Raw genomic sequence first — 23256 nt, forward strand, 5'->3', positions numbered from 1 at the left:
AAGATCACCTTCCTTGTGATAGGCCAGCGTCTATGGGAAGCGGGCGCGGTGCGGACCGCGGCGGTCCATGATCGGCGGGTGGGGTCATTCGGCGGGGCGGAGGCGGCGGTTTCCGCCGCGGGAGGTGATGTTGCGGTGGTGCGGGGCGGGCGAGAGGCCACGCGCTGCCGAACTCGGCGCAACGGGTCGCAAAACCTGACGGAACCTGTCCAGGTATGCCGCCAGCATGGACCCATGCAGCAGCGACTTCACGGCAAGGTGGCCCTCGTGGCGGGGGCGACCCGGGGCGCCGGGCGGGCGATCGCGGTCGAGCTCGGCCGCCTCGGCGCCACTGTCTACGCCACCGGCCGCACCACCCGGGCCCAGCGGTCGGAGATGAACCGCCCTGAGGCCATCGAGGACACCGCCGACCTGGTCACCGCGGCTGGCGGCACCGGCATCGCGGTCCAGGTGGACCACCTCGACCCGGCCCAGGTCGCCGCCCTGGTCGCCCGGATCGGCGCCGACCACGGCCGACTGGACGTCCTGGTCAACGACGTCTGGGGCGGCGACCACATGACCGAGTGGGGCAGGCCGCTGTGGGAGCAGCCCCTGGCGGGCGGGCTGCGGCAGCTGCGCCTGGGCCTGGAGACGCACATCGTCACCAGCCACGCCGCGCTGCCGCTGCTGATCCGGCAGCCGGGCGGCCTGGTGGTCGAGGTGACCGACGGCACCGACGCGTACAACGCGAAGTACCGGGGCTCGTTCTTCTACGACCTGACCAAGGTGTCGGTGTCCCGGATCGCCAAGGCGCAGGCGGAGGAGCTGCGCCCGTACGGCGCGGCGGCGGTGGTGGTCACGCCCGGCTTCCTGCGCTCGGAGGCGATGCTGGACCACTTCGGCGTCACCGAGGACACCTGGCGCGACGGGATCGCGCAGGCGGCGCACTTCGTCCTGTCGGAGACGCCGTACTTCCTGGGGCGGGGGGTGGCGGCGCTGGCGGCCGACGCCGACGCCGCGCGGTTCAGCGGGCGGTCGCTGTCGGCGACGGACCTGGCCCGCCAGTACGGCCTGACCGATGTGGACGGGTCGGTCCCCGACATCTGGGGCTACTTCGCCGACCACGGCGACGGCCAGGAGATGTCCGGGGATCCGGCGGGCTACCGCTGAGCGGCCACCGGCGCGTTGCGGGCGGCGACGGCGGCGCCGAGCGCGGCCAGTGCCGCCCGCAGCTCCGGCGGGGCCAGCACCTCGACCTCGGGGCCGAGCGCGAGCAGCTGGTGCGCGGCGACCTTGACCGACTCGACGGCCAGGGTCACCTCGCACCAGCCGGTGCCGTCGGGCGGCCCGACGTGCACGAGCGCCTCGGCGCCGGCGGCGGGGTCGGTGGCGCCGGGCAGGTCGCGCAGGCCCGCCGGGCTGACCCGGAGCAGGACGGTCTCGCGGATGAGGGTGCGGTCGAAGGCCGCCGCCGACCGGGCCCACCACTGGGCCAGCACGAAGCCCTCCGGCCGGGCGAAGGCCTCGTCGAGGGGTTCGGCCGCCGTGATCCGGCCCAGCCGGTACGTACGCGGCCCGGCCCGCTCCGGCGCCGTGGCGGGGACGTGCGCGACGACGTACCAGACCCCGGCCTTGAGGACCAGGCCGAGGGGTTCCAGCACCCGGCGGACGCTGGTGTCGTTGCGGCGGTAGCGGACGGCGACGCGCCGCTGGTGCCATACCGCGTCGGCGATCACGGCCAGGTGCGGCACGTCCTCGGCGCGGCGGAACCAGCCCGGGGCGTCCAGATGGAACCGCTCGGCGATCGTGCGGGCGCGTTCGCGCAGCGCGTCGGGCATGGTGGCGATCAGCTTGGCCTGCGCGGCCAGCAGCACCGAGCCCAGCCCCAGCTCGGCCAGCGCCTGCGGGGCCGCCCCGGCCAGCAGCGCGGCCGCCTCGCTGCCGGTCAGCCCGTCGAGGCGGGTGCGCCAGCCCGCCAGCAGCCGGATGCCGCCGCCGCGCCCCGGCTCGGTCCACAGCGGCACCCCGGCGGCCTGCAGCGCGGCGACGTCGCGGTAGACGGTGCGCTCGGACACCTCGAACAGCGCGGCCAGTTCGGCGGCGGTCGCCGAGCGCCGTTGCTGCAGCGTGAGCAGCAGTGACACCAGGCGGGAGGCTTTCACAGCGTGCTCAGGAACTCGTCCATCCGGGCGGTGACGCGGGCCAGGTCGCGTACCGAGGTGAGCGGGTCGTCCGGGTGCTCGAGCGCGTGGTCGGCGCCGGGCAGCACCAGCTGCTGCGCGCTGAGCCGGGCGGCGACCTCCGGCTCCCAGCTGGCGTCCGCCCCGCCGCCTATCAGCAGCGTCGCCGCCGTGGTGGCGGCCAGCGCCGCGGCGATGTCCGGCTCGGACAGGATCGGGGTGAGCCAGATCGCGGGCAGGCCGAGTGCGACGGCCAGCGGGGCGGCGAAGGTGCCGAGCGACTTGCCGACCAGCAGCCGCCGCGGCGCGGTCTCGGCGGCCAGGACCGGCTCGGCCTGGGCCAGCACCCAGGCGGTGCGGTCCATCGAGAACCGGTCGGCGGGCGGCTGCCACCGGAGCTCCTGGACGGTCCAGCCGTGCTTGGCCAGGACCGCGGTGGCGTAGTACAGCAGGGGCATGTCCGGGGTGTAACCGCCGCCGGGCAGCACGATCGCCACCCGGTCGGGGTCGCCGTGCCAGCGGTTGGTCGCGGGGTCGTACGCCATGGCGGTGATCATAGGCGTCTGTCATCCTGCCGGAGGGCCGGTCGCGGGGCGGGCGGTGCGACCGCCACCCGGTCTGGTTAGGCCGTTGTTCCGGGCGGCGTCGGCTGTCCGACCCTGTCGGTGGACGGGGGCGGCGCGTACCGTGGCCGTAGCTGGAGGGGGTGTGGGGATGCCGGTGGGGGAGTCTGTGCTGGCGCGGGCCCGCGAGCGGATCGCGTCGGGCGCGCTGTCGGCCGCGCACGAGCTGCTGACCGAGGCGCTGACCACGATGCCGCCCGACCCGATGGCGGCCGGGCCGTACGTGGCCGAGGCCGTGGTGCTGCAGACCGGTGTGCTGCTCGGGCTGAACGAGCCGTACGCGGCACGCGGCTGGGCCGCGTACGGCTTCACCGCCCATCGCGGCCTCTACGGCGATCGCGACCGGCGCACCCTGCACGCGCTCGGCCTGCTCGCGGCGGTGCTGACCCGGGTCGGCCGGCACACCCGCGCCGCCCAGCGCTACCAGGACCTGATCTCGGCGTACGCGGAGCTGGAAGGCCCGGACTCCGACCGGGTGCTGGCCGCGAAGGCCGACCTGGCCACGGTCGAGCACGCGGTCGGCGACTGCCTGTCGGCGCGGCTGCGCCTGGCCAACGTGATCGCCGAATACCAGCGCCGCCACGGCAAGGTGCACCCGGTCGCGATCCGGATGCAGGCCCGGCTGGCCGCGATGTGGCGCGACTGCGGCCGCTTCGACGACGCCCACGAGCTGCTGTCCGAGGCCCGGCGGTACGCCGCGCTGCTGGGCGCCGACGACCCGGTGCACGCGCTGCTGGCCACCGCGGCCGGTGCCGAGGCCGACCTCAAGCACGCCTGCGGCGGCGAACTGGTGCCGCCGCCGGTGCCGCGCCCCGACGACGGCTGGTCGGCGCCGCAGGACGATCCGCTGCTACCGGACGCGCCGCTGGTCGACGCCCAGCCGGTGGGCGCCCACGTCAACCACGCCTGGACGCCCCGCCAGCCGGAGTACGCCACCACCGCGCCGGCCCGCGAGCCGCTGCCGCACGAGCGGGCCTGGGCGGCCGAGACGGCGTGGTCCACCCCGGACGCCGGGGCGGCCCGCTGGGACCACCTCACCCCCGCCCACGACGGCCCCGACGCACCCTCGGCACCCGGCTTCACCACCGCCTACCTCCCGCCGTACCTGGCCACGCCGGACTTCGCCACGCCGCACTTCTTCGCCCCGGAGCAGGAGGCGCCGCGCTGGGCGCAGCCTCCGGCGCCGGAGCGGGCGCAGCAGCGCCAGAACCTGGTGCTGATCGCGGCGTGCGTGGGGATCGTCGCGGTGACGCTGCTGTTCGTGCTGCTCGTCAGCTCCGTCTCCCCGCACTGAGGCAAGGAGGGGACCCTTCTTATCGCTTTCCGATATGGAAGGGCCCCCTCTTAACGCCCGACCTTGTCCGGCGGACGGCGACTGTCGCGTCTGGACGGGCGAGGCACTAGCATCGAGTCCGGCCGCTGTCGCCGACCCTGGGAGCCGGGTCCGCCGCGGCCGGGTGCCCCCATGCGACCGCCGAGTCCGGCGCGGCGTCGCGGGGCGGCCGTGCACTCCGTATCCCCGGCGAGGCCGGGTCCCGCGTGGGCGGCGGGCGGCTCGCCTGTCCTGGAAGGACGTCCATGTCCTGGCCCAAACTCAGAGCGGCGCTGATCGCGCTGCTCACCACGGTCGCCTCGGCGGCCGCCATGCTGGTCCTGTCCCCGTCCGCCCCCGCCGCCGCGGCGGCGGTGCGGATCATGCCGCTGGGCGACTCCATCACGGGGTCCCCCGGCTGCTGGCGGGCCCTGCTGTGGAACCGGCTGCAGTCGGCCGGCTACACCAACATCGACTTTGTCGGCACGCTCGGCCCGCAGGGCTGCGGCGTGGCGTACGACGGTGACAACGAGGGCCACGGCGGCTTCCTCGCCACCAACGTCGCCGATCAGAACCAGCTGGTGCCGTGGCTGGCGGCGACCCTGCCCGACGTCGTGGTCATGCACTTCGGCACCAACGACGTGTGGAGCAACCGGGCGCCGTCGGTGATCCTGGCGGCGTACAGCAAGCTGGTGGACCAGATGCGGGCCAGCAACCCGAGCATGAAGGTCCTGGTCGCCAAGATCATCCCGGTGAACCCGCCGAGCTGCCCCGAGTGCGCCCAGCGCACCATCGACCTCAACAACGCCATCCCGGCCTGGGCGGCGGGCAAGACCACCGCCCAGTCGCCGATCACCGTGGTCGACCAGTGGACCGGCTTCAACACCGCCACCGACACCGGCGACGGCGTGCACCCCAACGCCGCCGGCGACCAGAAGATCTCCGACCGGTGGTACCCGGCGCTGGCCGCGGCCATCAGCGGCACCACGCCGTCGCCCAGCGCGTCGGCCTCGCCCAGTGCCTCCCGGTCGCCCAGCCCGACCCCCACGGTGAACCTGACGCTGTCGCCCAGCCCGTCCCGGACGACCCCGCCGCCGCCCCTCAAGAGCTGCGCGGCGACGTTCACGGTCACCAACCAGTGGAACAACGGGTTCCAGGGCGACATCACGGTCAAGAACACCGGCTCGGTGGCCCTGACCGGCTGGATCGTGCGGCTGGTCTTCCCGAACGGGCAGGTGATCACCCAGGGCTGGAACGGCGTCTTCAGCCAGTCCGGCGCCACGGCGACGGTCACCAACGTCGCCTGGAACGGGGCGCTGCCGCCGGGCGGGACCGCCTCGGCCGGGTTCCTGGCCAACTGGAGCGGCGTCAACGGCCCGCCGACGGTGACGTGCACCCCGCTCTGAACAGGAAGTGAGGTAGGGCACCTTCACGCTCCCCGTGAGCGTGCGGGTGCCCTACCGCACCCGGGCGGGGCGTAGGCGAATCCCGTTCCCGTGGTAGAACTGGGGGTCGTGAATTCGCCGATCATGTCCGGCGATCCGAGTGAATACAGCCGGCCCGCGCCGGCTGTCCCTTTTGTGGGCTGGCGGAGGGGGGCGTGCGGTGACGCAGCCGCTGGAGACGAGCCGGCCTGACGGCGCGGTGGCGCGCGACCGCGTGCTCACCATCCCCAACCTGATCAGCTTCGCCCGCCTGCTGGGCGTGCCGCTGTTCCTGTACCTGTTCCTGGCCGCCGACCAGATCGGCTGGGCGGTGCTCGTGCTGGCCCTGGGCGGCACCACCGACTGGATCGACGGCTACCTGGCCCGGCGCCTGGGGCAGGTCAGCCGCCTCGGCGAGCTGCTGGACCCGTTCGCCGACCGGCTCTACATCCTGGCCACCCTGCTCGCCTTCACCGTCCGCGACATCGTGCCGTGGCAGTTCACGGTGGCGCTGCTGGCCCGCGACGTGCTGCTGCTGGCGACCTTCCCGGTGCTGCGCCGCCTGGGCTACGGCCCGCTGCCCGTGCACTACCTGGGCAAGACGGCCACCTTCATCCTGCTGATGGGCTTCCCGATCCTGCTGCTGGCCTGGGCGGTGCCCACCGGCCCCATGCACGAGATCGCGTACGCCAGCGGCTGGGCCCTGGCCTGGTGGGGCATCGTCCTGTACTGGATCGCCGGCATCTTCTACCTCGCCCAGTTCGCGGCCGTGCTGCGCCAGTCGCGGCAGGCGGCGGCCTGACGGGCGGGCGGCCATGACCGAGCCGAACGAGCCGCCGCGGCCGCAGCCGGGCCGGTTCCAGGCGGACATGCTCACCGAGCTGTTCCAGGACCCGCTCGACCCCGCGTACGCCGACGCCGCCCGCGCCCGCCGCGAGCGCACCAGCCCGCTGCCCGGCTGGAACCGCGGCACCCGCAAGGCGGCCAAGCTCATCGCGCTGCTGATCATCGGTGTCGTGCTCGCCGTCGCCTACCAGCAGGTCATCGCGCGGGCCCCGGGCCGGGCCACCGCGCGCGCGGCGCTGATCAAGGAGATGAACCAGCGCCAGGCCAAGACCGACGAGCTGGCCCAGGAGGCCGAGCGGCTGCAGAACGAGGTGTCGACGCTGCGCGAGTCGGCGCTGTCGGACACCACCGTGGCCAAGCTGCGGCAGCTCGAGGCGGCCACCGGCATGCGCAAGGTCGCCGGCGACGGCGTGATCGTCACCATGCAGGACGGCCCGAACGCGGCCTCGGTGCCCGAGGCGGGCGTGCTCGACGTGGACCTGCAGGTGGTGGCCAACGCGCTGTGGTCCTCCGGCGCCGAGGCGATCGCCATCAACGGGCGGCGGCTGAGCTCGATCACGCCGATCCGCCGGGCGGGTTCGGCGATCCTGGTCGGCAACGCGCATATCCTCGGTCCGTACGAGGTGGTCGCGATCGGCCCGCCGGACCTGGCCGACCGGTTCGAGGAGACCGCGGCGGCGGACTACTACCGGGCGCTGCGCGACGACAAGAACTACGCGGTGGGCTTCGACGTCAAGGAGCGCGACAACCTGGAGCTGCCCGCCGCGGTGCTGCCGCAGCTGGCGCTCGCGACCGTGCCGAAGCCCAGCGCGACCCCGACCCCGACCCCCTCGACCTCACCCTCGGGAGGACGCAAATGATCGCTGTGCTGGCGCTGGTCGCCGGGGTGGTGCTGGGCGTCGTGCTCAACCCCACCGTCCCGGACGCGCTGCAGCCGTACCTGCCGATCGCCGTGGTGGCCGCGCTGGACGCCGTCTTCGGCGGCGTGCGCGCCAAGCTCGACGGCATCTTCGACGACAAGCAGTTCGTGATCTCTTTCATCTCGAACGTGCTGGTCGCGGCGTTCATCGTGTACCTGGGGGACAAGCTGGGCGTGGGCGCGCAGCTGTCCACCGGCGTCGTCGTGGTGCTCGGGGTCCGGATCTTCGGCAACGTCGCGGCGATCCGCCGACGGCTGTTCAAGGCGTAGGTGCGGCCATGAGTGACGAGCAGAGCAGGCCCGGCGAGCCGGACGAGCCGACCGTGGTGATCGACCCCGCCGGCCCGGAGCCGGACGCCGGGGCCGAGAGCGGCGCCGTGCCCGCCCCGGCGGAGCGGCCCGCGGCGGCCGAGCCGGCGCCGGCGCGGCGGCTGACCGGTGCCGGGGCCCTGATCGGGCTGCTGCTGGTGCTGCTGGGGTTCACCCTGGTGGTCCAGCTCAAGAGCAACTCCGAGGACAAGGCGTACGCGTCGCTGCGGCAGGAGGACCTGGTCACCATCCTGGCCGACCTCGACGCCCGCGAGGACCGGCTCCAGCAGGACATCAGCGCCCTGGAGGCGAGCCGCCGCGAGCTGGTCTCCGGCGCGGCCAGCCGCGACGAGATCATCAAGAAGGCGGAGGAGCGCGCCGACGACCTGGGCATCCTGGCCGGGACGCTGCCCGCGCAGGGCCCCGGGGTGCTGGTGCGGCTTGAGGACGACACGAAGAAGATCACCGCTAACCACCTGCTCAACGCGGTCCAGGAGCTGCGCGGGGCGGGCGCCGAGGCGATCCAGATCGATGCCCCGGGCGGCTCGGTGCGGGTCATCGCCTCGACCTCGTTCATCGACGCCGACGGCGGGATCGTGGTCGACGGGGTGCGGCTGACCGGACCGTACTCGATCAAGGCCATCGGCGAACCCCGCGACGTGGCGATCGCCATGCGGTTTCCCGGTGGGGTGGTTGACGATGTGACTCGCGACGGCGGTAACGTGATCGTCAGCGAACCGGGCACGGTCGACATCACGACCGTCCGGTCAGCACCGACTCTGCAGTACGCCAAGCCCGTCTCCTGACGGGTCAGTGCCGCACGACGGCCGAAGCGCGAGGGGAAGCACCGTGATTCCTGAGGACCTGAAGTACACCGCCGAGCACGAGTGGGTCGCGACCCGGGGCGGCACGGTCCGGGTGGGCATCACCCACTTCGCGCAGGACGCCCTCGGCGACATCGTGTACGTGCAGCTGCCCGAGGCCGGTGCCAAGGTCGACGCGGGCGACTCGTTCGGCGAGGTCGAGTCCACCAAGAGCGTGTCGGAGATCTACGCCCCGATCGGCGGCACGGTGACCGCCCGCAACGAGGCGCTCGGCGACTCGCCGGACCTGATCAACACCGACCCGTACGGTGAGGGGTGGCTTGTCGAGATCGAGGCGACCGACCCCGCCGCGGTGGATGCGCTTCTGGACGCGGCCGCGTACCGTGAACTGACCCAGAGCTGAACCAGCATTCAGCACCCCGAGCCGGAGCCTGGCGAGTCCGGTTGACCCGTCATTTCCGGGGTCGCTAGGCTCGCGGGCTAAGCTCGCCGCTGTAGTCGAGTAACGCCGTGTCGGTATCCATAGCAGCACCACGCATGCGTGGCCTATATGACCGTGAGGTGGTCCGATGACGCGACCAGACGACGAGTTCCCCCAGCTCGACGTCACGTCGACCCTGCACCTCGGCAACCTGGAGGAGGCCCTGGAGGGGCCCGACTCCGACGTGGTGCCGGGGCGGGTGGCCGGGCAGCTCCCGCCGGGCATGGCCCTGCTGGTGGTGCGCCGCGGCCCCAACGCGGGCGCGCGGTTCCTGCTGGACCACGACGTGACGACCAGCGGACGCCACCCCGACAGTGACATCTTCCTCGACGACGTCACCGTCTCCCGCCGGCACGCGGAGTTCCACCGCGACGGCAACACCTTCACCGTGCGCGACGTGGGCAGCCTCAACGGCACCTACGTGAACCGGGAGCGGGTCGAGTCGGCCACGCTCAACAACGGCGACGAGGTCCAGGTCGGCAAGTTCCGCCTGCTGTACGTCGCCGGCCCGCGCGCCGAGGAGGCATGACAGCTGCGGTGCCGGCGTCGGCCGGCGGTGCGGGTGGGCCGGCGCGGGCACAGGCGTTGATGAGCATCGGCGAGGTGCTCGCCGTGCTGCGTTCGGACTTCCCGGACGTCACCATCTCCAAACTGCGCTTCCTGGAGACGGAAGGGCTGGTCGAGCCGCAGCGCACCGCGTCGGGTTACCGCAAGTACAGCCGTGACGACGTGGCGCGGCTGCGGTTCATCCTGTCCGCGCAGCGTGACCAGTACCTGCCCCTTCGCGTCATCCGGGAGCAGTTGTCCGAAGGCGCGCACCTGGCGCAGGCGCGCCCGACGCTGGTCGCGGTCGGCGACGACCACCGGCCCGAGCCGCGCGCGGCGGTCGAGGAGCCCGCCGTGCTGCGCCTGCGTGCCCAGGAGCTGTGCACCCGGGCCGGCATCGACGAGCGGCTGCTCGCCGACCTGGAGCAGCACGGCCTGGTCACGGTGCGGGCCGGGCAGTGGTACGACGCGGACGCGCTGGCCGTCGCCGAGGTGGCCGGCCAGCTCGCCGAGTACGGTGTCGAGCCGCGCCACCTGCGCGCGTACCGGGTCGCCGCCGACCGAGAGGCGGGGCTGTACGCGCAGTTGGTGGCGCCGCTGATGCGCCAGCACGACCCGACCGCGCGGGCCCGCGCGGCGGAGGCGGTGCGGGAGTTGACCATGCTGTCGCAGCGGCTGCACGCCGCACTGCTACGGTCCGGTCTCAACGACGCGCTCGGCGGCTGACGCACGCTCGAACGAGCAGAGCGAGTACGCAGGCGTGTAGCGTGCAGTAGGAGAGGCGAAGGCGCGGTGCCGCACGGGACTCCGTACGGGTGGGGCCGACCCGAGCCACAGGCAGACGCGACGGAGGCGAAACGGTGCGCGAGCTGAGCGTGATCGGGGTAAGGGTCGAACTGCCTACCAATCAGCCGATCGTGCTGCTGCGTGAGGTGGACGGGGACCGCTACCTGCCGATCTGGATCGGCGCGGTCGAGGCGACGGCGATCGCGTACGAGCAGCAGGGGGTCAAGCCGGCCCGTCCGCTCACCCACGATCTGCTGCGCGATCTGCTGCAGGCGCTGTCGGCGCCGCTGCAGGCGGTCGAGATCGTCGAGCTCAAGGACAGCATCTTCTACGCCGACCTGCTGATCGGCGAGTCGGTGCGGGTGTCGGCGCGCCCCAGTGACGCGATCGCGCTGGCCCTGCGGGTCGGCGCGCCGGTGCGCTGTGCGGAGCAGGTCCTCGACGAGGCGGGCATCATCATCCCGGACGAGCAGGAGGACGAGGTGGAGAAGTTCCGCGAGTTCCTCGAGCAGGTCCGTCCCGAGGACTTCGCGAGCTGATCCGCGCGCCCGGTCCGGGCCGCGCCGGGCGCGGCTCAACGATCGGGCCGGGAAAAGGTGACGCGTCGGGGCCCGATTGTGGCGTGTCGCGACGTTACCTCCCCGCCTGCGGCAGGCGTGCGCTATAGGCTGACCACGTCGACACTCGGCGGGAGGTAGTCGCATGCAGCAGCTCCATGACTTCGGCGTGCCCGAGGGCGGGGATCACGAACCCGACCCGGGCGGCTCACTGGGTTACCGTGGCGTGACCGCGTGCCACGCGGTCGGGATCAGCTACCGGCAACTCGACTACTGGGCGCGTACCGGCCTGGTGGTGCCCAGCATCCGGGACGCCTCGGGCTCGGGCACGCAACGGCTGTACTCCTTCCGCGACCTGGTCGTGCTGAAAGTCGTGAAGCGACTGCTGGACGCCGGGGTGTCGCTGCAGAACATCCGCCGCGCCATCGAGACGCTGCAGGCGTACGCGGCCGAGGATCTGGCCAGCATCACCCTCATCTCCGACGGCACCTCCGTCTACGACTGCCGCTCGCCCGAGGAGGTCGTCGACCTGCTGCAGGGCGGCCAGGGCGTGTTCGGGATAGCCATCGGCGGGGCGTTCAAGGAGATCCAGGGCTCGCTGTCGCACCTGCCCGCCGAGCGCGGCGAGGTCGACGAGCCGATCGCCCCGGCGACCCCGGCCCCGTTCGCGCCGGCGGTGCTGCCGCTGGGGGTCACCGACGAGCTGGCCGCGCGCCGGGCCCGGCGCCGGGCGAGCTGACGAAACGGTCGACGTGAATCACATAGCGTGCGTGATTCACTCCCGTCTGTAAGTTGACATTGCTGTAAGTCACCGGGTCCTGACAGTCTGATTCGGCACGTCCACACGCGAACGTGCACGTCAGACGGAAGGACTGAGGTACATGGCACGACGCTGGCTGGTCACGGGCTGCTCCACCGGGCTTGGTCGCGCGCTCGCGCAGCGGCTCGCCCAGGAGGGGGAGCAGGTGCTGGCGACCGCGCGCGACCCCCGCACGCTGGCGGACCTGGTCGACCGGTATCCCGCGCTCGTCACCGCAGCGCTGGACGTCCGTGATCCGGACCAGTGCGCGGCCGCGGTGGCGAAGGCGCAGTCCGCCTTCGGCGGCCTGGACGTGCTGGTCAACAACGCGGGCTTCGGGCAGTTCGGCACCGTCGAGGAGGTGTCCGACGTCGAGCTGCACAACCAGTTCGAGACCAACGTGTACGGCCCGTGGCGGCTGACCCGCCTGGTCCTGCCGCTGTTCCGGGCCCAGGGCCACGGGCACGCCGTCTTCGTCGGCTCGGTCGCGGGGCAGGTGCCGTTCCCGGGGCTGTCGGCGTACACGGCGAGCAAGTTCGCGGTGGAGGGCCTGGCCGAGACGCTCGCGGCCGAGGTGGCGCACCTGGGCATCCGGGTGACGGTGGCCCAGCCGGGCGGCTTCGCCACCCACTACGGCGCCTCGACGGTCCTGCCGCAGCAGCGCGTCGACGCCTACGAGGCGGTCGCCGGGCCGATGCTGAACGGCGTCCGGAACATGAACCTGAACCCGGCCGTCAACTCGCCGGAGCTGTTCGCCGACGCGGTGTTCCACCTGGCCGGGCTGGCCGAGCCGCCCCTTCGCCTGCCGGTCGGCCCCGACGCCCGGGAGTACCTGGGCGCCGCCTACGCGGCCCGCACCAAGGAGTTCGAGGACGTCACCGCCGCGGGCCTGCACCTCGGCCGCCCCGCCACCCAGCCCTGAAAGAGAAAGGAAGGGTCCCTTCTTATCGCGATCCGATGTGGAAGGGGCCCTTCCTGACCCGCGGAGCGGGGTCAGGCGCAGGTGATCAGGTGCAGTGAGGGGGCGGACACGATCTGGATGTCGTCGCGGCCCGGCACGCGGACGTTGACGAAGCCGCCCTCCAGGGCGAAGTCGACCACGGGCAGCTCCGCCGCCGGCAGCCCGGCGGCGTCGAGCAGGTGGTAGCCGGGCAGCAGGCGGATCGAGCCGCGGCGCCAGTCGCGGGTCATGCCGCCACCTCCACCGTGTGCGCCCCGACCGGCGCGGACGGCTCGGCCAGCGGCGGTGCGGGCGGGAAGTCCGGCTCCGGCTGGGCCAGGTGGTTGAAGTAGTTCGACAGGGTGTTCAGTGCGACGTGCGCGACGATCTCGGCCAGCTCGGGGTCGGTCACCCCGGCCGCCCGGGCCGAGGCGAGCGAGGCGTCGGAGACCCGGCCGCCGGTCCGCATGACCTCGCGGGCCAGGCCCAGCACCGCCGCCGCGTGCGGGTCGCGGTCGTCGGCATGGCGGGTGCGCATCAGCTCCTCGGGCGAGAGCTTCATCAGGCCGCCGCGCAGGTGGTGCGCGCTGACGCAGTAGTCGCAGCCGTTGTCCTGCGCGACGAGCAGGGCGAGCTGCTCGCGCAGCCGGGCGGTCAGGGCGCCGCGGGTCAGTTCGTGGCGCAGGGCGAGGTAGCCGGCGAGGGCCGCGGGGCCGTTGGCCATGGCGGCGTAGAGGTTGGGCACCCGGCCGAGCTGGGCCCGGACCTGGGCCAGCTGCTCGGTGGTGTCCTCGGTGAGCTGAGGCAGGCGTGGCACGGCGTCCTCCAAAACGGTACTGATCGGTTCCGTTTAGAACGGTACTGAGTGGTTCCGTTTCTGTCAACGCGCCGCTATGCTGGCCCCGTGCCCACCAGAGCCCGCGAGCGCCTGCTCGACACCGCCGAGGAGCTGTTCTATGCCGACGGCATCCGCGCGGTCGGTCTGGAGCGGATCCTGAGCACCTCCGGCGTCGGCCGGGCCTCCTTCTACCGCCACTTCGCCGGCAAGGACGAGCTGGTCGTGGCCGTGCTGCGCCGGCGCGACGAGCGGTGGCGGCAGTGGCTGGACGAGCGCGTGTCGGCACTGGGCGGCGGGCCGCTCGCGGTCTTCGACGCGATCGCGGAGCGGTTCGACCGCGCCGACTTCCGGGGCTGCGCCTTCATCAACACCATGGTCGAGTCCGCTGACCCCGCCGGCGGCGCGCACCAGGTCGCCGTCGCGCACAAGCAGGCGCTGACCGACTACGTCGCCGGGCTGCTGCGGACGCACGGCGCGCCCCGGCCGGACGAGACGGCCGAGCGGTTCGTGCTGCTGATGGACGGTGCGACGGTCACCGCACTGCGCGAGCGCAGCTCCGCTCCGGCGCGCCGGGCCCGCGAACTGGCCTCGCTGCTGCTGGCGGCCTGACCGGCCGGGTCGCGCCTCAGCCGCGGGGCCCGAACGGCGCCGGGGCGGGGTTCAGCCGCGCAGGGCGTCCTCGACGCCGGTCTCGTGGCGGCCGAGGAAGACAGGGTCGCGGCCGGACAGCGTGTCGAGGGCGGCCTTCAGGCAGGCGCCCTGCTCCCGTACGACGGCCTGCCGCCAGAAGCCCTCGAAGCGGCGTACCGAGTCGTCGGCGACGCCGTCGGTGTCGATGCCCGCGTCGCGGCACAGGGTGACCGCCCGCGCGATGTGGTAGCTCTGCGTCACCACGATCGCCTTCTGCACGCCGAAGATCCGGGCCGCGCGCTGGCAGGAGTCGTACGTGTCGAACCCGGCGTGGTCGGTGACCACCCTGCTCGCGGGCACACCCCGGTCGACGAGCCAGGCGCGCATGGTGTCCGGCTCGTCGTAGCTCCACTCGGCGTGGTCGCCGGAGACCAGGACGGCCCGGACCTTGCCGGCGTCGTACAGCTGCTTGGCGATCGCCAGCCGCGCCTCCAGGAAGGCCGACGGCACCCCGTTCTCGTGCACCTTCGCGCCCAGCACCAGTGCGACCGGCGCCTCGGGCACGTCCTGCACCGAGTACACGTGCCCGGAGGCGCCCCAGCGGATCCAGCCGATGCTGCCGCCGACCGCCAGCAACCCGGCCAGGACGCCCCAGAGCACGACGCGCACCACCCGGCGGCGCCAGCGCGCGAGCCGGCCGGGCGCGGGTCGCGCCGGGGCGGCCTGCTCGGGGTCGGGCTGGTCGGCGGGGGAGAGGTCGTCGGACACAGCCGCATCATCGGGTACGCCCGCCAGCCCCGCAACACCGTCCACCGCAGCGTGACCATGTGATCACCCAGTGCCACATGCGGCGGGCGATTTGCGCGTGTTGTGGTGATAGGAACGCTATGGTGAACGACGACGGAGGAGGGGACGCCATGACAGCGCCCGCGGTCGACCCGCCGGTACGGCGGCGGGAGCAGCCCGGAGCGGCCCTGGTCGCACTGGCCCCCGCCCTCGTCGGCGCCGCCGCGGCCGTGGCCGAGCGGCTGGGCGCGGGCGGGACGCTGCACGTGTTCGGCGACGCCGACGCCGAGTCGGACGCGCACCATGTCGCCGTCGAATTCGTACACCCGGTGATCGTCGGAAAGCCCGCGCTGCCCGCACTCGCGCACCCGGCCGCCCGCACCGCCCACCGGCTGCGCCACGCCGCCGCACCGTACGACGTCGCGCTGGCCCTGTGCGGCCCGGACCCGGCCGCGGTCGAGCCCGGACTGCGCGCCGCCGCCGAGCGCGGCCTGCTCGCGGTGGTGCTGGGCGGCCCGCGGCTGCCGCAGGCCCCCGCCGCGCACCTGCTCGCGCTGCCCGCCGACGATCCGCTGATCGCGCGCGAACTGCGTGTCAGCGCCTACCACCTGCTCTGGGAACTGGTGCACGTGGTGCTGGAGCGCGACGGCGAAGCGGGGCGACCGGCATGAGCGAGGGCTGCGGACCGACCACCGACCGGGCCCGGAACGGGGCGACCGCATGAGCGTCCGGCTGGCGATCCTGGCCGAGCTGCGCGCCGCCGCGCAGCCGACCGAGTCCTGCGTGACCTGCTCCGACACGGCCGTGCCGGTGACCGTGGTGCGGCTGCGCCCCGAGGGCCTGGCCCTGGTCGACGTCGGCGGCCGGGTCGAGGAGATCAGCGTCGCCCTGGTCGAGGCCCGGGTCGGCGACACGGTGCTGGTGCACGCCGGTGAGGCGATCGCGGTGCTGCCGGAGGTGGCGCCGTGACGGCAGGCCACCGGACCGCGCCGACCGCCCTCGGCGCGCTCTACCCCTTCCTGTACGACGGCGCCCCCGCGCCCGACCCCACCGCCGACCTCGTCGCCTCCACCGAGGCCAAGCTGCGCGACACCGCCCGGCTGCGCGCCGACGTGCTCACCGAGCAGGCCGCCGCACTGCGCCGCTGCGCCGCGACCCTGGCCGCCGCCCTGCACCGGGGCGCCCGCCTGTACGCCTTCGGCAACGGCGGCAGCGCCACCGACGCCCAGGCCTGCGCCGACCTGTTCGCCGACCCGCCCGTGCCCGGCCCCAGCCGCCCCGCCACGGCGCTGGGCGGCGACGGCGCGGTGCTCAGCGCGCTGGCCAACGACGTCGGCGTGGAGGCGGTGTTCGCCCGGCAGCTGGCCGCGCTCGCCCGCCCCGGCGACATCGCGGTCGGCTTCTCCACCAGTGGAAACTCCCCCAACCTGGTCGCCGCGTTCAGGCAGGCGCGCCGGATCGGCATGGTCACCGTCGGCTTCGCCGGCGGCGACGGCGGCGCGCTGGCGCGCGAGCGGCTGGACCACTTGTTCGTCGTGCGGTCGCCGTCGGTGCACCGCGTCCAGGAGGCGCAGACCACCGCCTGCCACGTGCTGTGGGAGCTGACCACGGCCGGGGCGGCGGGGTCGGGGCCAGAGCACAGGGGGTGAACGACGTGGGTGCGACGCAGTCCGCCGGAGCCGCGGTGGAGGAGAAGCCGATCCACATTCTCTGGATCAACGCCGGGCTGAGCTGCGACGGCGATTCGGTGTCGCTGACCGCGGCCACCCAGCCCAGTATCGAGGAGATCGCGCTGGGCGGCCTGCCCGGCCTGCCGAAGATCGCGGTGCACTGGCCGCTGATCGACTTCGAGTGCGGCCCGGAGCAGGGCGCCGACACGTTCATCGAATGGTTCCACAGGGCCGACCGGGGCGAGCTGGAGCCGTTCGTGCTGATCATCGAGGGGTCGATCCCGAACGAGGCGATCAAGGAAGAGGGCTACTGGGCCGCGTTCGGCAACAACCCGGCCACCGGGCAGCCGATGACCACCAGCGAATGGCTGGACCGGCTCGCGCCCAAGGCGCTGGCCGTGGTCGCGACGGGGACGTGCGCCACGTACGGCGGGATCCATGCGATGGAGGGCAATCCGACCGGGGCCATGGGCGTGCCGGACTACCTGGGCTGGGACTGGCGCTCCAAGGCCGACATCCCGATCGTGTGCGTGCCCGGGTGCCCGGTCCAGCCGGACAACATGGCCGAGACGCTGACCTACCTGCTCTACCAGGCCGCGGGGCAGGCGCCGATGATCCCGCTGGACGACAAGCTGCGCCCGCAGTGGCTGTTCGGGATGACCGTGCACGAGGGCTGCGACCGGGGCGGCTTCTACGAGCAGGGGCAGTTCGCCAAGGCGTACGGCACGCCCGAGTGCATCGTGAAGATCGGCTGCTGGGGCCCGGTGGTCAAGTGCAACGTGCCCAAGCGCGGCTGGATCAACGGCGTCGGCGGCTGCCCGAACGTGGGCGGCATCTGCATCGCCTGCACCATGCCCGGCTTCCCGGACAAGTTCATGCCGTTCATGGACGAGCCGCCCGGCGCCCACGTGTCGGCCAACGGCAGCGGCATGTACGGCGCGATGATCCGCCGCCTGCGCAACATCACCGCCAAGACCGTGGACAAGGAGCCCAAGTGGCGCCACCGCGGCCCCGAACTGACCACCGGCTACCGCCGCTGACCGCTTTCACGCGACCGGAAGGGCTGAACAACCGCCATGACCATGCAGCAGGAGCGTGAGGGTCTGGTCGAGATGTCGTGGGATCCGATCACCCGGATCGTCGGCAGCCTCGGCATCTACACGAAGATCGACTGGAAGCAGAAGCAGGTCGTCGAGTGCTACAGCACCTCGTCGGTCTTCCGCGGCTACAGCATCTTCATGAAGGGCAAGGACCCGCGCGACGCCCACTTCATCACCAGCCGCATCTGCGGCATCTGCGGCGACAACCACGCGACCTGCTCGGTCTACGCCCAGAACCAGGCGTACGGCGTGCAGCCGCCGCACCTGGGGGAGTGGATCGTCAACCTCGGCGAGGCCGCCGAGTACATGTTCGACCACAACATCTTCCAGGAGAACCTGGTCGGGGTGGACTACTGCGAGCGCATGGTCCGCGAGACCAATCCGGGGGTATGGGAGAAGGCCAAGAACACCCCGGCGCCCGGCGCGGCGCAGCACGGGTACAAGACGATCGCCGAGATCATGACCTCGCTCAACCCGCTGGAGGGCGAGTTCTACCGCGAGGCGCTGCAGGTCAGCCGGACCACCCGGGAGATGTTCTGCCTGATGGAGGGGCGCCACGTGCACCCGTCCACGCTGTACCCGGGCGGCGTCGGCACGGTCGCCACGGTGCAGCTGTTCACCGACTACCTGTCCCGGCTGATGCGCTACGTCGAGTTCATGAAGCGGGTCGTGCCGATGCACGACGACCTGTTCGACTTCTTCTACGAGGCGCTGCCCGGCTACGAGGAGGTCGGCCGGCGGCGGGTGCTGCTCGGCTGCTGGGGCGCGCTCAACGACCCGGACCACTGCGACTTCTCGTACGAGCGGATGTCGGACTGGGGCCGCAAGATGTTCGTCACGCCGGGCATCGTGGTCGACGGCAAGCTCGTCACCAACGACCTGGTGAAGATCAACCTCGGCATCCGCATCCTGCTCGGCAGCTCCTACTACGACGACTGGCAGGGCGAGCAGGTCTTCGTGCACCGCGACCCGCTGGGCAACCCGGTCGACGTGCGCCACCCGTGGAACCAGCACACCCTGCCCAAGCCGCAGAAGCGCGACTTCGACGGGGCGTACTCCTGGGTCATGTCGCCGCGCTGGTTCGACGGCGCCGACCACCTGGCCCTGGACACCGGCGGCGGCCCGATCGCCCGGCTGTGGTCCACCGCCCTGTCCGGCCTGGTCGACATCGGCTACGTCAGGGCCACCGGCCACAGCGTGATCATCAACCTGCCCAAGACGCTGACCAAGCCCGAGGTCAGCTTCGAGTGGAAGATCCCGCGGTGGAGCAACGCCCTGGAGCGCAACCGGGCCCGCACCTACTTCCAGGCGTACGCCGCCGCCGTCGCCCTGCACGCCTGCGAGAAGGCGCTGGGCGAGGTCCGGGCCGGGCGCACCCAGACCTGGGAGCCGTTCACCGTGCCCAAGGACGTCAACAGCGTCGGGTTCACCGAGGCGGTGCGCGGCGTGCTGTCGCACCACATGGTCATCCGGGACGGCAAGATCGCCAACTACCACCCGTACCCGCCGACGCCGTGGAACGGCAGCGTGCGCGACCGGTACGGCACGCCCGGCCCGTACGAGGACGCGGTGCAGAACACCCCGATCTTCGAGGAGAACACGCAGGAGAACTTCAAGGGCATCGACATCATGCGCGCCGTACGCAGCTTCGACCCGTGCCTGCCGTGCGGGGTGCACATGTACACCGGCGACGGGAACGTGCTGCGCAAGCTGCACACCCCGCACGCGTTCGCGTCCGGTGCCGCATGAGCGCCGACGTCGACTCCGACCTCGACCCGCACGCGGTCGGGGAACGGGTGCAGGCCCGGCTCGACGAGGTGGAGCGCGCGGGCGGCCCGGCCGCCCGCGCCGCCGCCGACGACGCCGTACGCGAGCTGATGCTGCTGCATCAGGCCGCCCTGACCCGGCTGCTGCACGGGCTGACCGCGCTGCCCGGCAACGCCGCCGTGCTGCCCGCCCTGGCCGCCGACGAGCTGGTCGGCGGGCTGCTCGCCCTGTACGACCTGCACCCGGTGCCGGTCACCGACCGGGTCGCCGCCGCGCTGCCCCGGGTGGCGGGCAAGCTCGGCCGGGAGGTGGCGCTGCTCGGCGTCGACGCCGACGGGGTGGCCCACGTCGCGCTGACCGCTTCCGGCTGCGGGGGCGGCGGCTGCGGCGGCTCGGCGGCGGCGGTGGCCGACGCGCTGACCCGGGCGGTGCAGCAGGCGGCGCCGGAGGTCGTCGAGGTACGGGTGCAGGAGCGGGTCGCGCCCGCGCCGCTGCTGCAGATCGGACGGCGCGACGCCGGTGTGCCCGCATGACCCTGCGCCAGTACCTGCGCCCGGCGCCCGGGCCGGACCCGGCTGCCACGGCGGCCACGGCCGGCCCGGCCGCCGAGCGGTGCGAGCTGTGCGCGGCGCCGCTGCCCGCCCGCCACGACCACCTGGTCGACCGGCACACCCGCTCCCTGCCCTGCGCCTGCCGCCCCTGCTGGCTCCTCTTCCCCGCCGCGCCACCCGGCGCCGCGCCCAGCCTTAAATCGACGCTGGCCTATCTGGAAGACGGTTTCGGCGAGTCGCGTCCTCTGGATAGGCCAGCGTCGATGCTAAGTGCGAGCGGTGAAGCCGCCCCGCCCCCCGCCCCCGCACAGTCGCCCGTACCCGACCGGCTCGCCCGTTACGTGGCGATTCCCGCCACCGTCACCGGGCTGCCGGGGTTCCCGCTGACCGAGCGGGACTGGGCGGCGCTCGACCTGCCCGTGCGGCTCGCGTTCGTCTACCGCGACAGCTCGCTGCGCCACCCCGTGGCCCTGTACCCGAGCCCGGCCGGCGCCGCCGAGTCCCCGCTGTCGCCCGAGGCGCTGGCAGAGCTGCTCAGCCGGCACCCGTTGACCGCCGCCCTGCCCGAGGACGTCGCGGCGCTGCTGCTGCACCGGGGCGACCACGGGCCGGAGTGCTTCGTTGTGCCCATCGACGCCTGCTACCGGCTGGTCGGGCTGGTGCGTACGCACTGGCGCGGCTTCGACGGCGGCGACCAGGCGCGCGCCGCCATCGCCGGGTTCCTCGACGAGGTGCGCGCGGACGCGAGGACGGAGACCGCAGTTGCTTGAGCTCGACTTCACCTGCCTGGACGTGCAGGCGCAGCGCTGGGCGGCCGCCCCGACGCTGCGCATCCGGCTGGGCGTGACCGGCCCGCCGGACGTACGCGTGCACGCCGGGGTGCTGACCTGCCAGCTGCGCATCGACCCGCGCGCCCGCGACTACACCGACGCCGAGGCGCAGAAGCTGGCGTGCGTGTTCGGCGAGCCGTCGCGCTGGGCGGCGAGCATGCAGCAGCTGCAGTTCGCCACGGTCACCGCGATGCTGCCGGGCTTCACCGACCGCACCGAGATGGAGCTGCTGGTGCCCTGCTCGTACGACCTGGAGGTCGGGCTGGGCAAGTTCTTCCACGCCCTGTCCGGCGGGGATGTGCCGCTGACGCTGCTGTTCAGCGGCACGGTGTTCGTGGCGACCGAGGCGGGCGTGCAGGTGGCGCGGGTGCCGTGGGACCGGGAGGCGGGCTACCGGATGCCCGCCGCGATCTGGCGCGACCTGATGGACCTCTACTTCCCGGACTCGGCCTGGATCCGGCTGCGCCGCGACACCACCGACGCGCTGCTGCGCTACCAGGCCCGGCACGCGGTGCCCAGCGCCGACGTGGCACTGGCCGGGCTGCTGGCGGCCCAGCAGGAGGAGGCGGCGTGTCCGGCTCCGCGCTGAGCGACCCGTTCGAGCAGGCCCGCGCCGTCGCCGACGCGGTGCTGTACGAGGGCTACCTGCTCTACCCGTACCGCGCCGACGCGGCCAAGAACCAGCTGCGCTGGCAGTTCGGCGTGCTGGTGCCCCCGTCGTACGCCTCCGACGCCCACGGCGAGTACGCCACCTGCCAGACCCAGCTGCTGGCCGAGCCCGGCCCCGACGCGGTGCTGCGCTGGCGCCTGCGCTTCCTGCACGCGGTCACCCGCACCGTCGAGGCGGCCACGCCCGACGGCTGGTCGCCCCGCGACTCCGCCGAGCACGACGGCGTGCTGCACCTGACCTTCGACGAGACGGTCGAGCAGACCGTCGACGTCGAGGCCGCGCTGTGGCCGCTCGCCGACGCCCCCGACGACCTCACCCCGTTCGCCGTCCCCGGCGGCGAACAGATCGAGCAGCTCAGCCCCGAGCTGCGGCTGCGCCGGGTACGCCGTCCGCTGCAGGGGGCGCTGCGCCTGCGCGTGGAGCGGCTGCCCGGCCCCCACCGCCAGACCCTCCGCCTCACCTGCACCGTCGAAAACCGCACCGACGAAAGGAAGGGACCCTTCTTATCGCTATCCGATGTAGAAGGGTCCCTTCCTAACGCGGCCGCCGCGCAGGCGGGGGCTGGGGGCGGGCGCTCCGGCCGGCCGGAGGCCCTGCGGTCGTCGCTGATCGCCGCGCACAGCGTGTTCGCGTTGAGCGCGGGCGGGTTCGTGTCGGCGCTCGACCCGCCGGAGTGGGCGAAGGCGGCGGTGGGCGCGTGCCGCAACGTGCGGACCTGGCCGGTGCTGCTGGGCGAGCCGGGGCGTACCGACGCGGTCCTGTCCGCCCCGGTCATCCTGTACGACCACCCGGTGGTCGCGCCGGAGAGCCCCGGCGACTCGTTCGATTCGCTGGAGATCGACGAGCTGCTGGTGCTGCGTACGCTGACGCTCACCGACGCGGAGAAGCGGCAGGTCCGGGCCACCGACGCGCGCGCGGACGCGCTGCTGGGCCGGGCCGAGGCGCTGCCGCCGGAGCTGTTCGAGCGCCTGCACGGCGCGATCCGGCAGCTGCGCCCGGCTGCCGTCGCCGTCGACCCTTTCACGACGACGGCACCCTGGTGGGACCCGGGCGCGGACGCGGGCGTGGATCCCGCCGCCGACACCGTGGTGATCGACGGGGTGGAGATCGGCGCGGGACGCAAGGTGCGGCTGCGGCCGGGCGGGCGGCGCAGCGACGCGCAGGACATGTTCCTGGTCGACCGGGTCGCCACCGTGCACGCCGTACTGCTCGATGTGGACGGCTCGACGCACCTGGCCGTGACGCTCGACGACGATCCCGCCGCCGACCTGCAGGTCGCGCAGGGCCGGTTCCGCTACTTCGCGCCGCAGGAGGTGGTGCCGGCATGACGGTGCTGGTCGCGGGCCTGGGCAACATCTTCCTCGGCGACGACGGGTTCGGCGTGGAGGTCGCGGCGCGCCTGGCGGCGCAGCCGCATCCGGAGTGGGTACGGGTGGCCGACTACGGCATCCGCGGCGTCCATCTCGCGTACGACCTGATGGAGGGCTACGACGCCACCGTGCTCATCGACACCGACCAGCGCGGCGACGTCCCCGGCACGGTACGCCTGGTGGAGATCACCGCCGAGCACCGCGCCGCCGACCGGGCGGCCGGGGACGGGGTGCTGGTCGACCCGCACGGCATGCAGCCCAACCGGGTGCTGCACCTGCTCGACAGCTGCGGCGGCAGCCCCGGCCGGGTGCTGCTGGTCGGCTGCGAGCCGCTGGTGCTGGAGGAGGGCATCGGGCTGAGCCGCCCGGTGCTCGCGGCCGTCGACGTCGCGGTGGTGCTGGTGCGCCAGCTGTGGGACGCCGGACCGCAGGCCCTGCTGGAGCAGAGCGTTTCGTCAGGTCCATCAAGGAGAGGGGCACCGTGATGCTGTGGAAGAAGGTCGTGGCCGGGCTCGTGCT

The 23256-nt window shown here is 73.2% G+C and carries 29 protein-coding genes; 24 read left to right on the top strand and 5 right to left on the bottom strand.

The features are described from left to right. Positions 1-234: 234 nt before the first annotated feature. Positions 235-1149: an SDR family oxidoreductase gene (locus QEZ54_RS32220; protein WP_281308534.1), complete on the top strand. Its 915-nt coding sequence runs from the start codon at positions 235-237 to the stop codon at positions 1147-1149. Here QEZ54_RS32220 and QEZ54_RS32225 read toward each other — a convergent pair. Continuing rightward, positions 1140-2123 carry a YafY family protein gene (locus tag QEZ54_RS32225; protein WP_281308535.1) on the bottom strand — a complete coding sequence of 328 codons (984 nt, stop codon included), beginning with the start codon at positions 2121-2123 and terminating at the stop codon, positions 1140-1142. The genes QEZ54_RS32220 and QEZ54_RS32225 overlap by 10 nt on opposite strands. 14 nt (positions 2124-2137) lie before the next feature. Beyond that, positions 2138-2704: an alpha/beta hydrolase gene (locus tag QEZ54_RS32230; protein ID WP_281308536.1), complete on the bottom strand. Its 567-nt coding sequence runs from the start codon at positions 2702-2704 to the stop codon at positions 2138-2140. Positions 2705-2879: 175 nt separating this feature from the next. Here QEZ54_RS32230 and QEZ54_RS32235 point away from each other — a divergent pair, with 175 nt between their 5' ends. The 12 genes from QEZ54_RS32235 (at position 2880) to QEZ54_RS32290 (ending at position 12507) form a co-directional block, all read left to right on the top strand. Further along, positions 2880-4076: a tetratricopeptide repeat protein gene (locus QEZ54_RS32235; protein WP_281308537.1), complete on the top strand. Its 1197-nt coding sequence runs from the start codon at positions 2880-2882 to the stop codon at positions 4074-4076. A 284-nt stretch (positions 4077-4360) separates the two neighbouring features. Beyond that, positions 4361-5500, top strand: a complete 1140-nt coding sequence (locus tag QEZ54_RS32240; RefSeq protein WP_281308538.1) for a cellulose binding domain-containing protein — start codon at positions 4361-4363, stop codon at positions 5498-5500. 199 nt (positions 5501-5699) lie between these two features. Beyond that, complete coding sequence (locus QEZ54_RS32245) at positions 5700-6320, top strand: CDP-alcohol phosphatidyltransferase family protein (protein WP_281308539.1); 621 nt, start codon at positions 5700-5702, stop codon at positions 6318-6320. A 13-nt stretch (positions 6321-6333) separates the two neighbouring features. Then, positions 6334-7224, top strand: coding sequence for a DUF881 domain-containing protein (locus tag QEZ54_RS32250; RefSeq protein WP_281308540.1), 891 nt, complete (start codon positions 6334-6336; stop codon positions 7222-7224). Then, positions 7221-7553: a small basic family protein gene (locus tag QEZ54_RS32255; protein ID WP_281308541.1), complete on the top strand. Its 333-nt coding sequence runs from the start codon at positions 7221-7223 to the stop codon at positions 7551-7553. Before QEZ54_RS32250 ends, QEZ54_RS32255 begins: the two co-directional genes overlap by 4 nt. Before the next feature lie 8 nt (positions 7554-7561). Then, positions 7562-8398, top strand: a complete 837-nt coding sequence (locus QEZ54_RS32260) for a DUF881 domain-containing protein (protein ID WP_281308542.1) — start codon at positions 7562-7564, stop codon at positions 8396-8398. A 43-nt stretch (positions 8399-8441) separates the two neighbouring features. Continuing rightward, the gene (gcvH, locus tag QEZ54_RS32265; RefSeq protein WP_281308543.1) at positions 8442-8819 is read left to right on the top strand and encodes a glycine cleavage system protein GcvH; all 378 of its coding nucleotides are present in this window, start codon (positions 8442-8444) and stop codon (positions 8817-8819) included. 166 nt (positions 8820-8985) lie between these two features. Continuing rightward, entirely contained in the window at positions 8986-9426 is a 441-nt protein-coding gene (locus tag QEZ54_RS32270) for an FHA domain-containing protein (RefSeq protein ID WP_217398789.1), read from the top strand. A 59-nt stretch (positions 9427-9485) separates the two neighbouring features. Beyond that, entirely contained in the window at positions 9486-10169 is a 684-nt protein-coding gene (locus QEZ54_RS32275) for a MerR family transcriptional regulator (protein ID WP_281308612.1), read from the top strand. Positions 10170-10303: 134 nt separating this feature from the next. Continuing rightward, entirely contained in the window at positions 10304-10768 is a 465-nt protein-coding gene (locus QEZ54_RS32280; protein WP_281308544.1) for a bifunctional nuclease family protein, read from the top strand. A 163-nt stretch (positions 10769-10931) separates the two neighbouring features. Next, positions 10932-11525 (top strand): MerR family transcriptional regulator, encoded by a 594-nt coding sequence (locus QEZ54_RS32285; protein ID WP_281308545.1) that lies wholly within the window; start codon positions 10932-10934, stop codon positions 11523-11525. Between the two features lie 142 nt (positions 11526-11667). Then, complete coding sequence (locus QEZ54_RS32290) at positions 11668-12507, top strand: SDR family oxidoreductase (protein WP_281308546.1); 840 nt, start codon at positions 11668-11670, stop codon at positions 12505-12507. Positions 12508-12578: 71 nt separating this feature from the next. On the opposite strand, the gene QEZ54_RS32295 is transcribed toward QEZ54_RS32290, so the two are convergent. Both QEZ54_RS32295 and QEZ54_RS32300 read right to left on the bottom strand, forming a co-directional pair. Continuing rightward, on the bottom strand, positions 12579-12776 hold the full coding sequence (locus tag QEZ54_RS32295; RefSeq protein WP_281308547.1) for a hypothetical protein: 198 nt from the start codon (positions 12774-12776) through the stop codon (positions 12579-12581). Beyond that, positions 12773-13342: a carboxymuconolactone decarboxylase family protein gene (locus QEZ54_RS32300; RefSeq protein ID WP_281308548.1), complete on the bottom strand. Its 570-nt coding sequence runs from the start codon at positions 13340-13342 to the stop codon at positions 12773-12775. Before QEZ54_RS32300 ends, QEZ54_RS32295 begins: the two co-directional genes overlap by 4 nt. Before the next feature lie 87 nt (positions 13343-13429). On the opposite strand from QEZ54_RS32300, the gene QEZ54_RS32305 reads away from it, so the two are divergent. Then, entirely contained in the window at positions 13430-13972 is a 543-nt protein-coding gene (locus QEZ54_RS32305) for a TetR/AcrR family transcriptional regulator (RefSeq protein ID WP_281308549.1), read from the top strand. 51 nt (positions 13973-14023) lie between these two features. Here QEZ54_RS32305 and QEZ54_RS32310 read toward each other — a convergent pair whose 3' ends face one another. Next, a complete protein-coding gene (locus tag QEZ54_RS32310; protein WP_348650597.1) occupies positions 14024-14761 on the bottom strand; it encodes an ElyC/SanA/YdcF family protein in 738 nt (245 codons plus the stop codon). Positions 14762-14910: 149 nt separating this feature from the next. Between QEZ54_RS32310 and QEZ54_RS32315 the strand changes: the two genes are divergently transcribed. Genes QEZ54_RS32315 through QEZ54_RS32360 form a run of 10 tightly spaced genes read left to right on the top strand, consistent with a single transcriptional unit; the run spans position 14911 to position 23222 of the window. Then, positions 14911-15450: a hypothetical protein gene (locus tag QEZ54_RS32315; RefSeq protein ID WP_281308550.1), complete on the top strand. Its 540-nt coding sequence runs from the start codon at positions 14911-14913 to the stop codon at positions 15448-15450. Positions 15451-15499: 49 nt separating this feature from the next. Further along, complete coding sequence (locus QEZ54_RS32320) at positions 15500-15748, top strand: HypC/HybG/HupF family hydrogenase formation chaperone (protein WP_281308551.1); 249 nt, start codon at positions 15500-15502, stop codon at positions 15746-15748. Continuing rightward, positions 15745-16428, top strand: a complete 684-nt coding sequence (locus tag QEZ54_RS32325; protein WP_281308552.1) for an SIS domain-containing protein — start codon at positions 15745-15747, stop codon at positions 16426-16428. Before QEZ54_RS32320 ends, QEZ54_RS32325 begins: the two co-directional genes overlap by 4 nt. A gap of 5 nt (positions 16429-16433) precedes the next feature. Then, positions 16434-17489: a hydrogenase expression protein HypE gene (locus tag QEZ54_RS32330; protein ID WP_281308553.1), complete on the top strand. Its 1056-nt coding sequence runs from the start codon at positions 16434-16436 to the stop codon at positions 17487-17489. Between the two features lie 36 nt (positions 17490-17525). Then, a complete protein-coding gene (locus tag QEZ54_RS32335) occupies positions 17526-19298 on the top strand; it encodes a nickel-dependent hydrogenase large subunit (RefSeq protein WP_281308554.1) in 1773 nt (590 codons plus the stop codon). Beyond that, positions 19295-19849 carry a hypothetical protein gene (locus QEZ54_RS32340; RefSeq protein ID WP_281308555.1) on the top strand — a complete coding sequence of 185 codons (555 nt, stop codon included), beginning with the start codon at positions 19295-19297 and terminating at the stop codon, positions 19847-19849. The genes QEZ54_RS32335 and QEZ54_RS32340 overlap by 4 nt, the downstream gene beginning before the upstream one ends. Next, positions 19846-20637, top strand: coding sequence for a DUF5947 family protein (locus tag QEZ54_RS32345; protein WP_281308556.1), 792 nt, complete (start codon positions 19846-19848; stop codon positions 20635-20637). The genes QEZ54_RS32340 and QEZ54_RS32345 overlap by 4 nt, the downstream gene beginning before the upstream one ends. After that, entirely contained in the window at positions 20630-21286 is a 657-nt protein-coding gene (locus tag QEZ54_RS32350; protein WP_281308557.1) for a DUF6084 family protein, read from the top strand. Before QEZ54_RS32345 ends, QEZ54_RS32350 begins: the two co-directional genes overlap by 8 nt. After that, on the top strand, positions 21268-22695 hold the full coding sequence (locus QEZ54_RS32355) for a hypothetical protein (RefSeq protein WP_281308558.1): 1428 nt from the start codon (positions 21268-21270) through the stop codon (positions 22693-22695). Before QEZ54_RS32350 ends, QEZ54_RS32355 begins: the two co-directional genes overlap by 19 nt. Then, positions 22692-23222 (top strand): hydrogenase maturation protease, encoded by a 531-nt coding sequence (locus tag QEZ54_RS32360; RefSeq protein ID WP_281308559.1) that lies wholly within the window; start codon positions 22692-22694, stop codon positions 23220-23222. Before QEZ54_RS32355 ends, QEZ54_RS32360 begins: the two co-directional genes overlap by 4 nt. Positions 23223-23256: the final 34 nt, after the last annotated feature.

The organism is Catellatospora sp. KI3, assembly GCF_029948125.1.
GTDB lineage: Bacteria > Actinomycetota > Actinomycetes > Mycobacteriales > Micromonosporaceae > Catellatospora.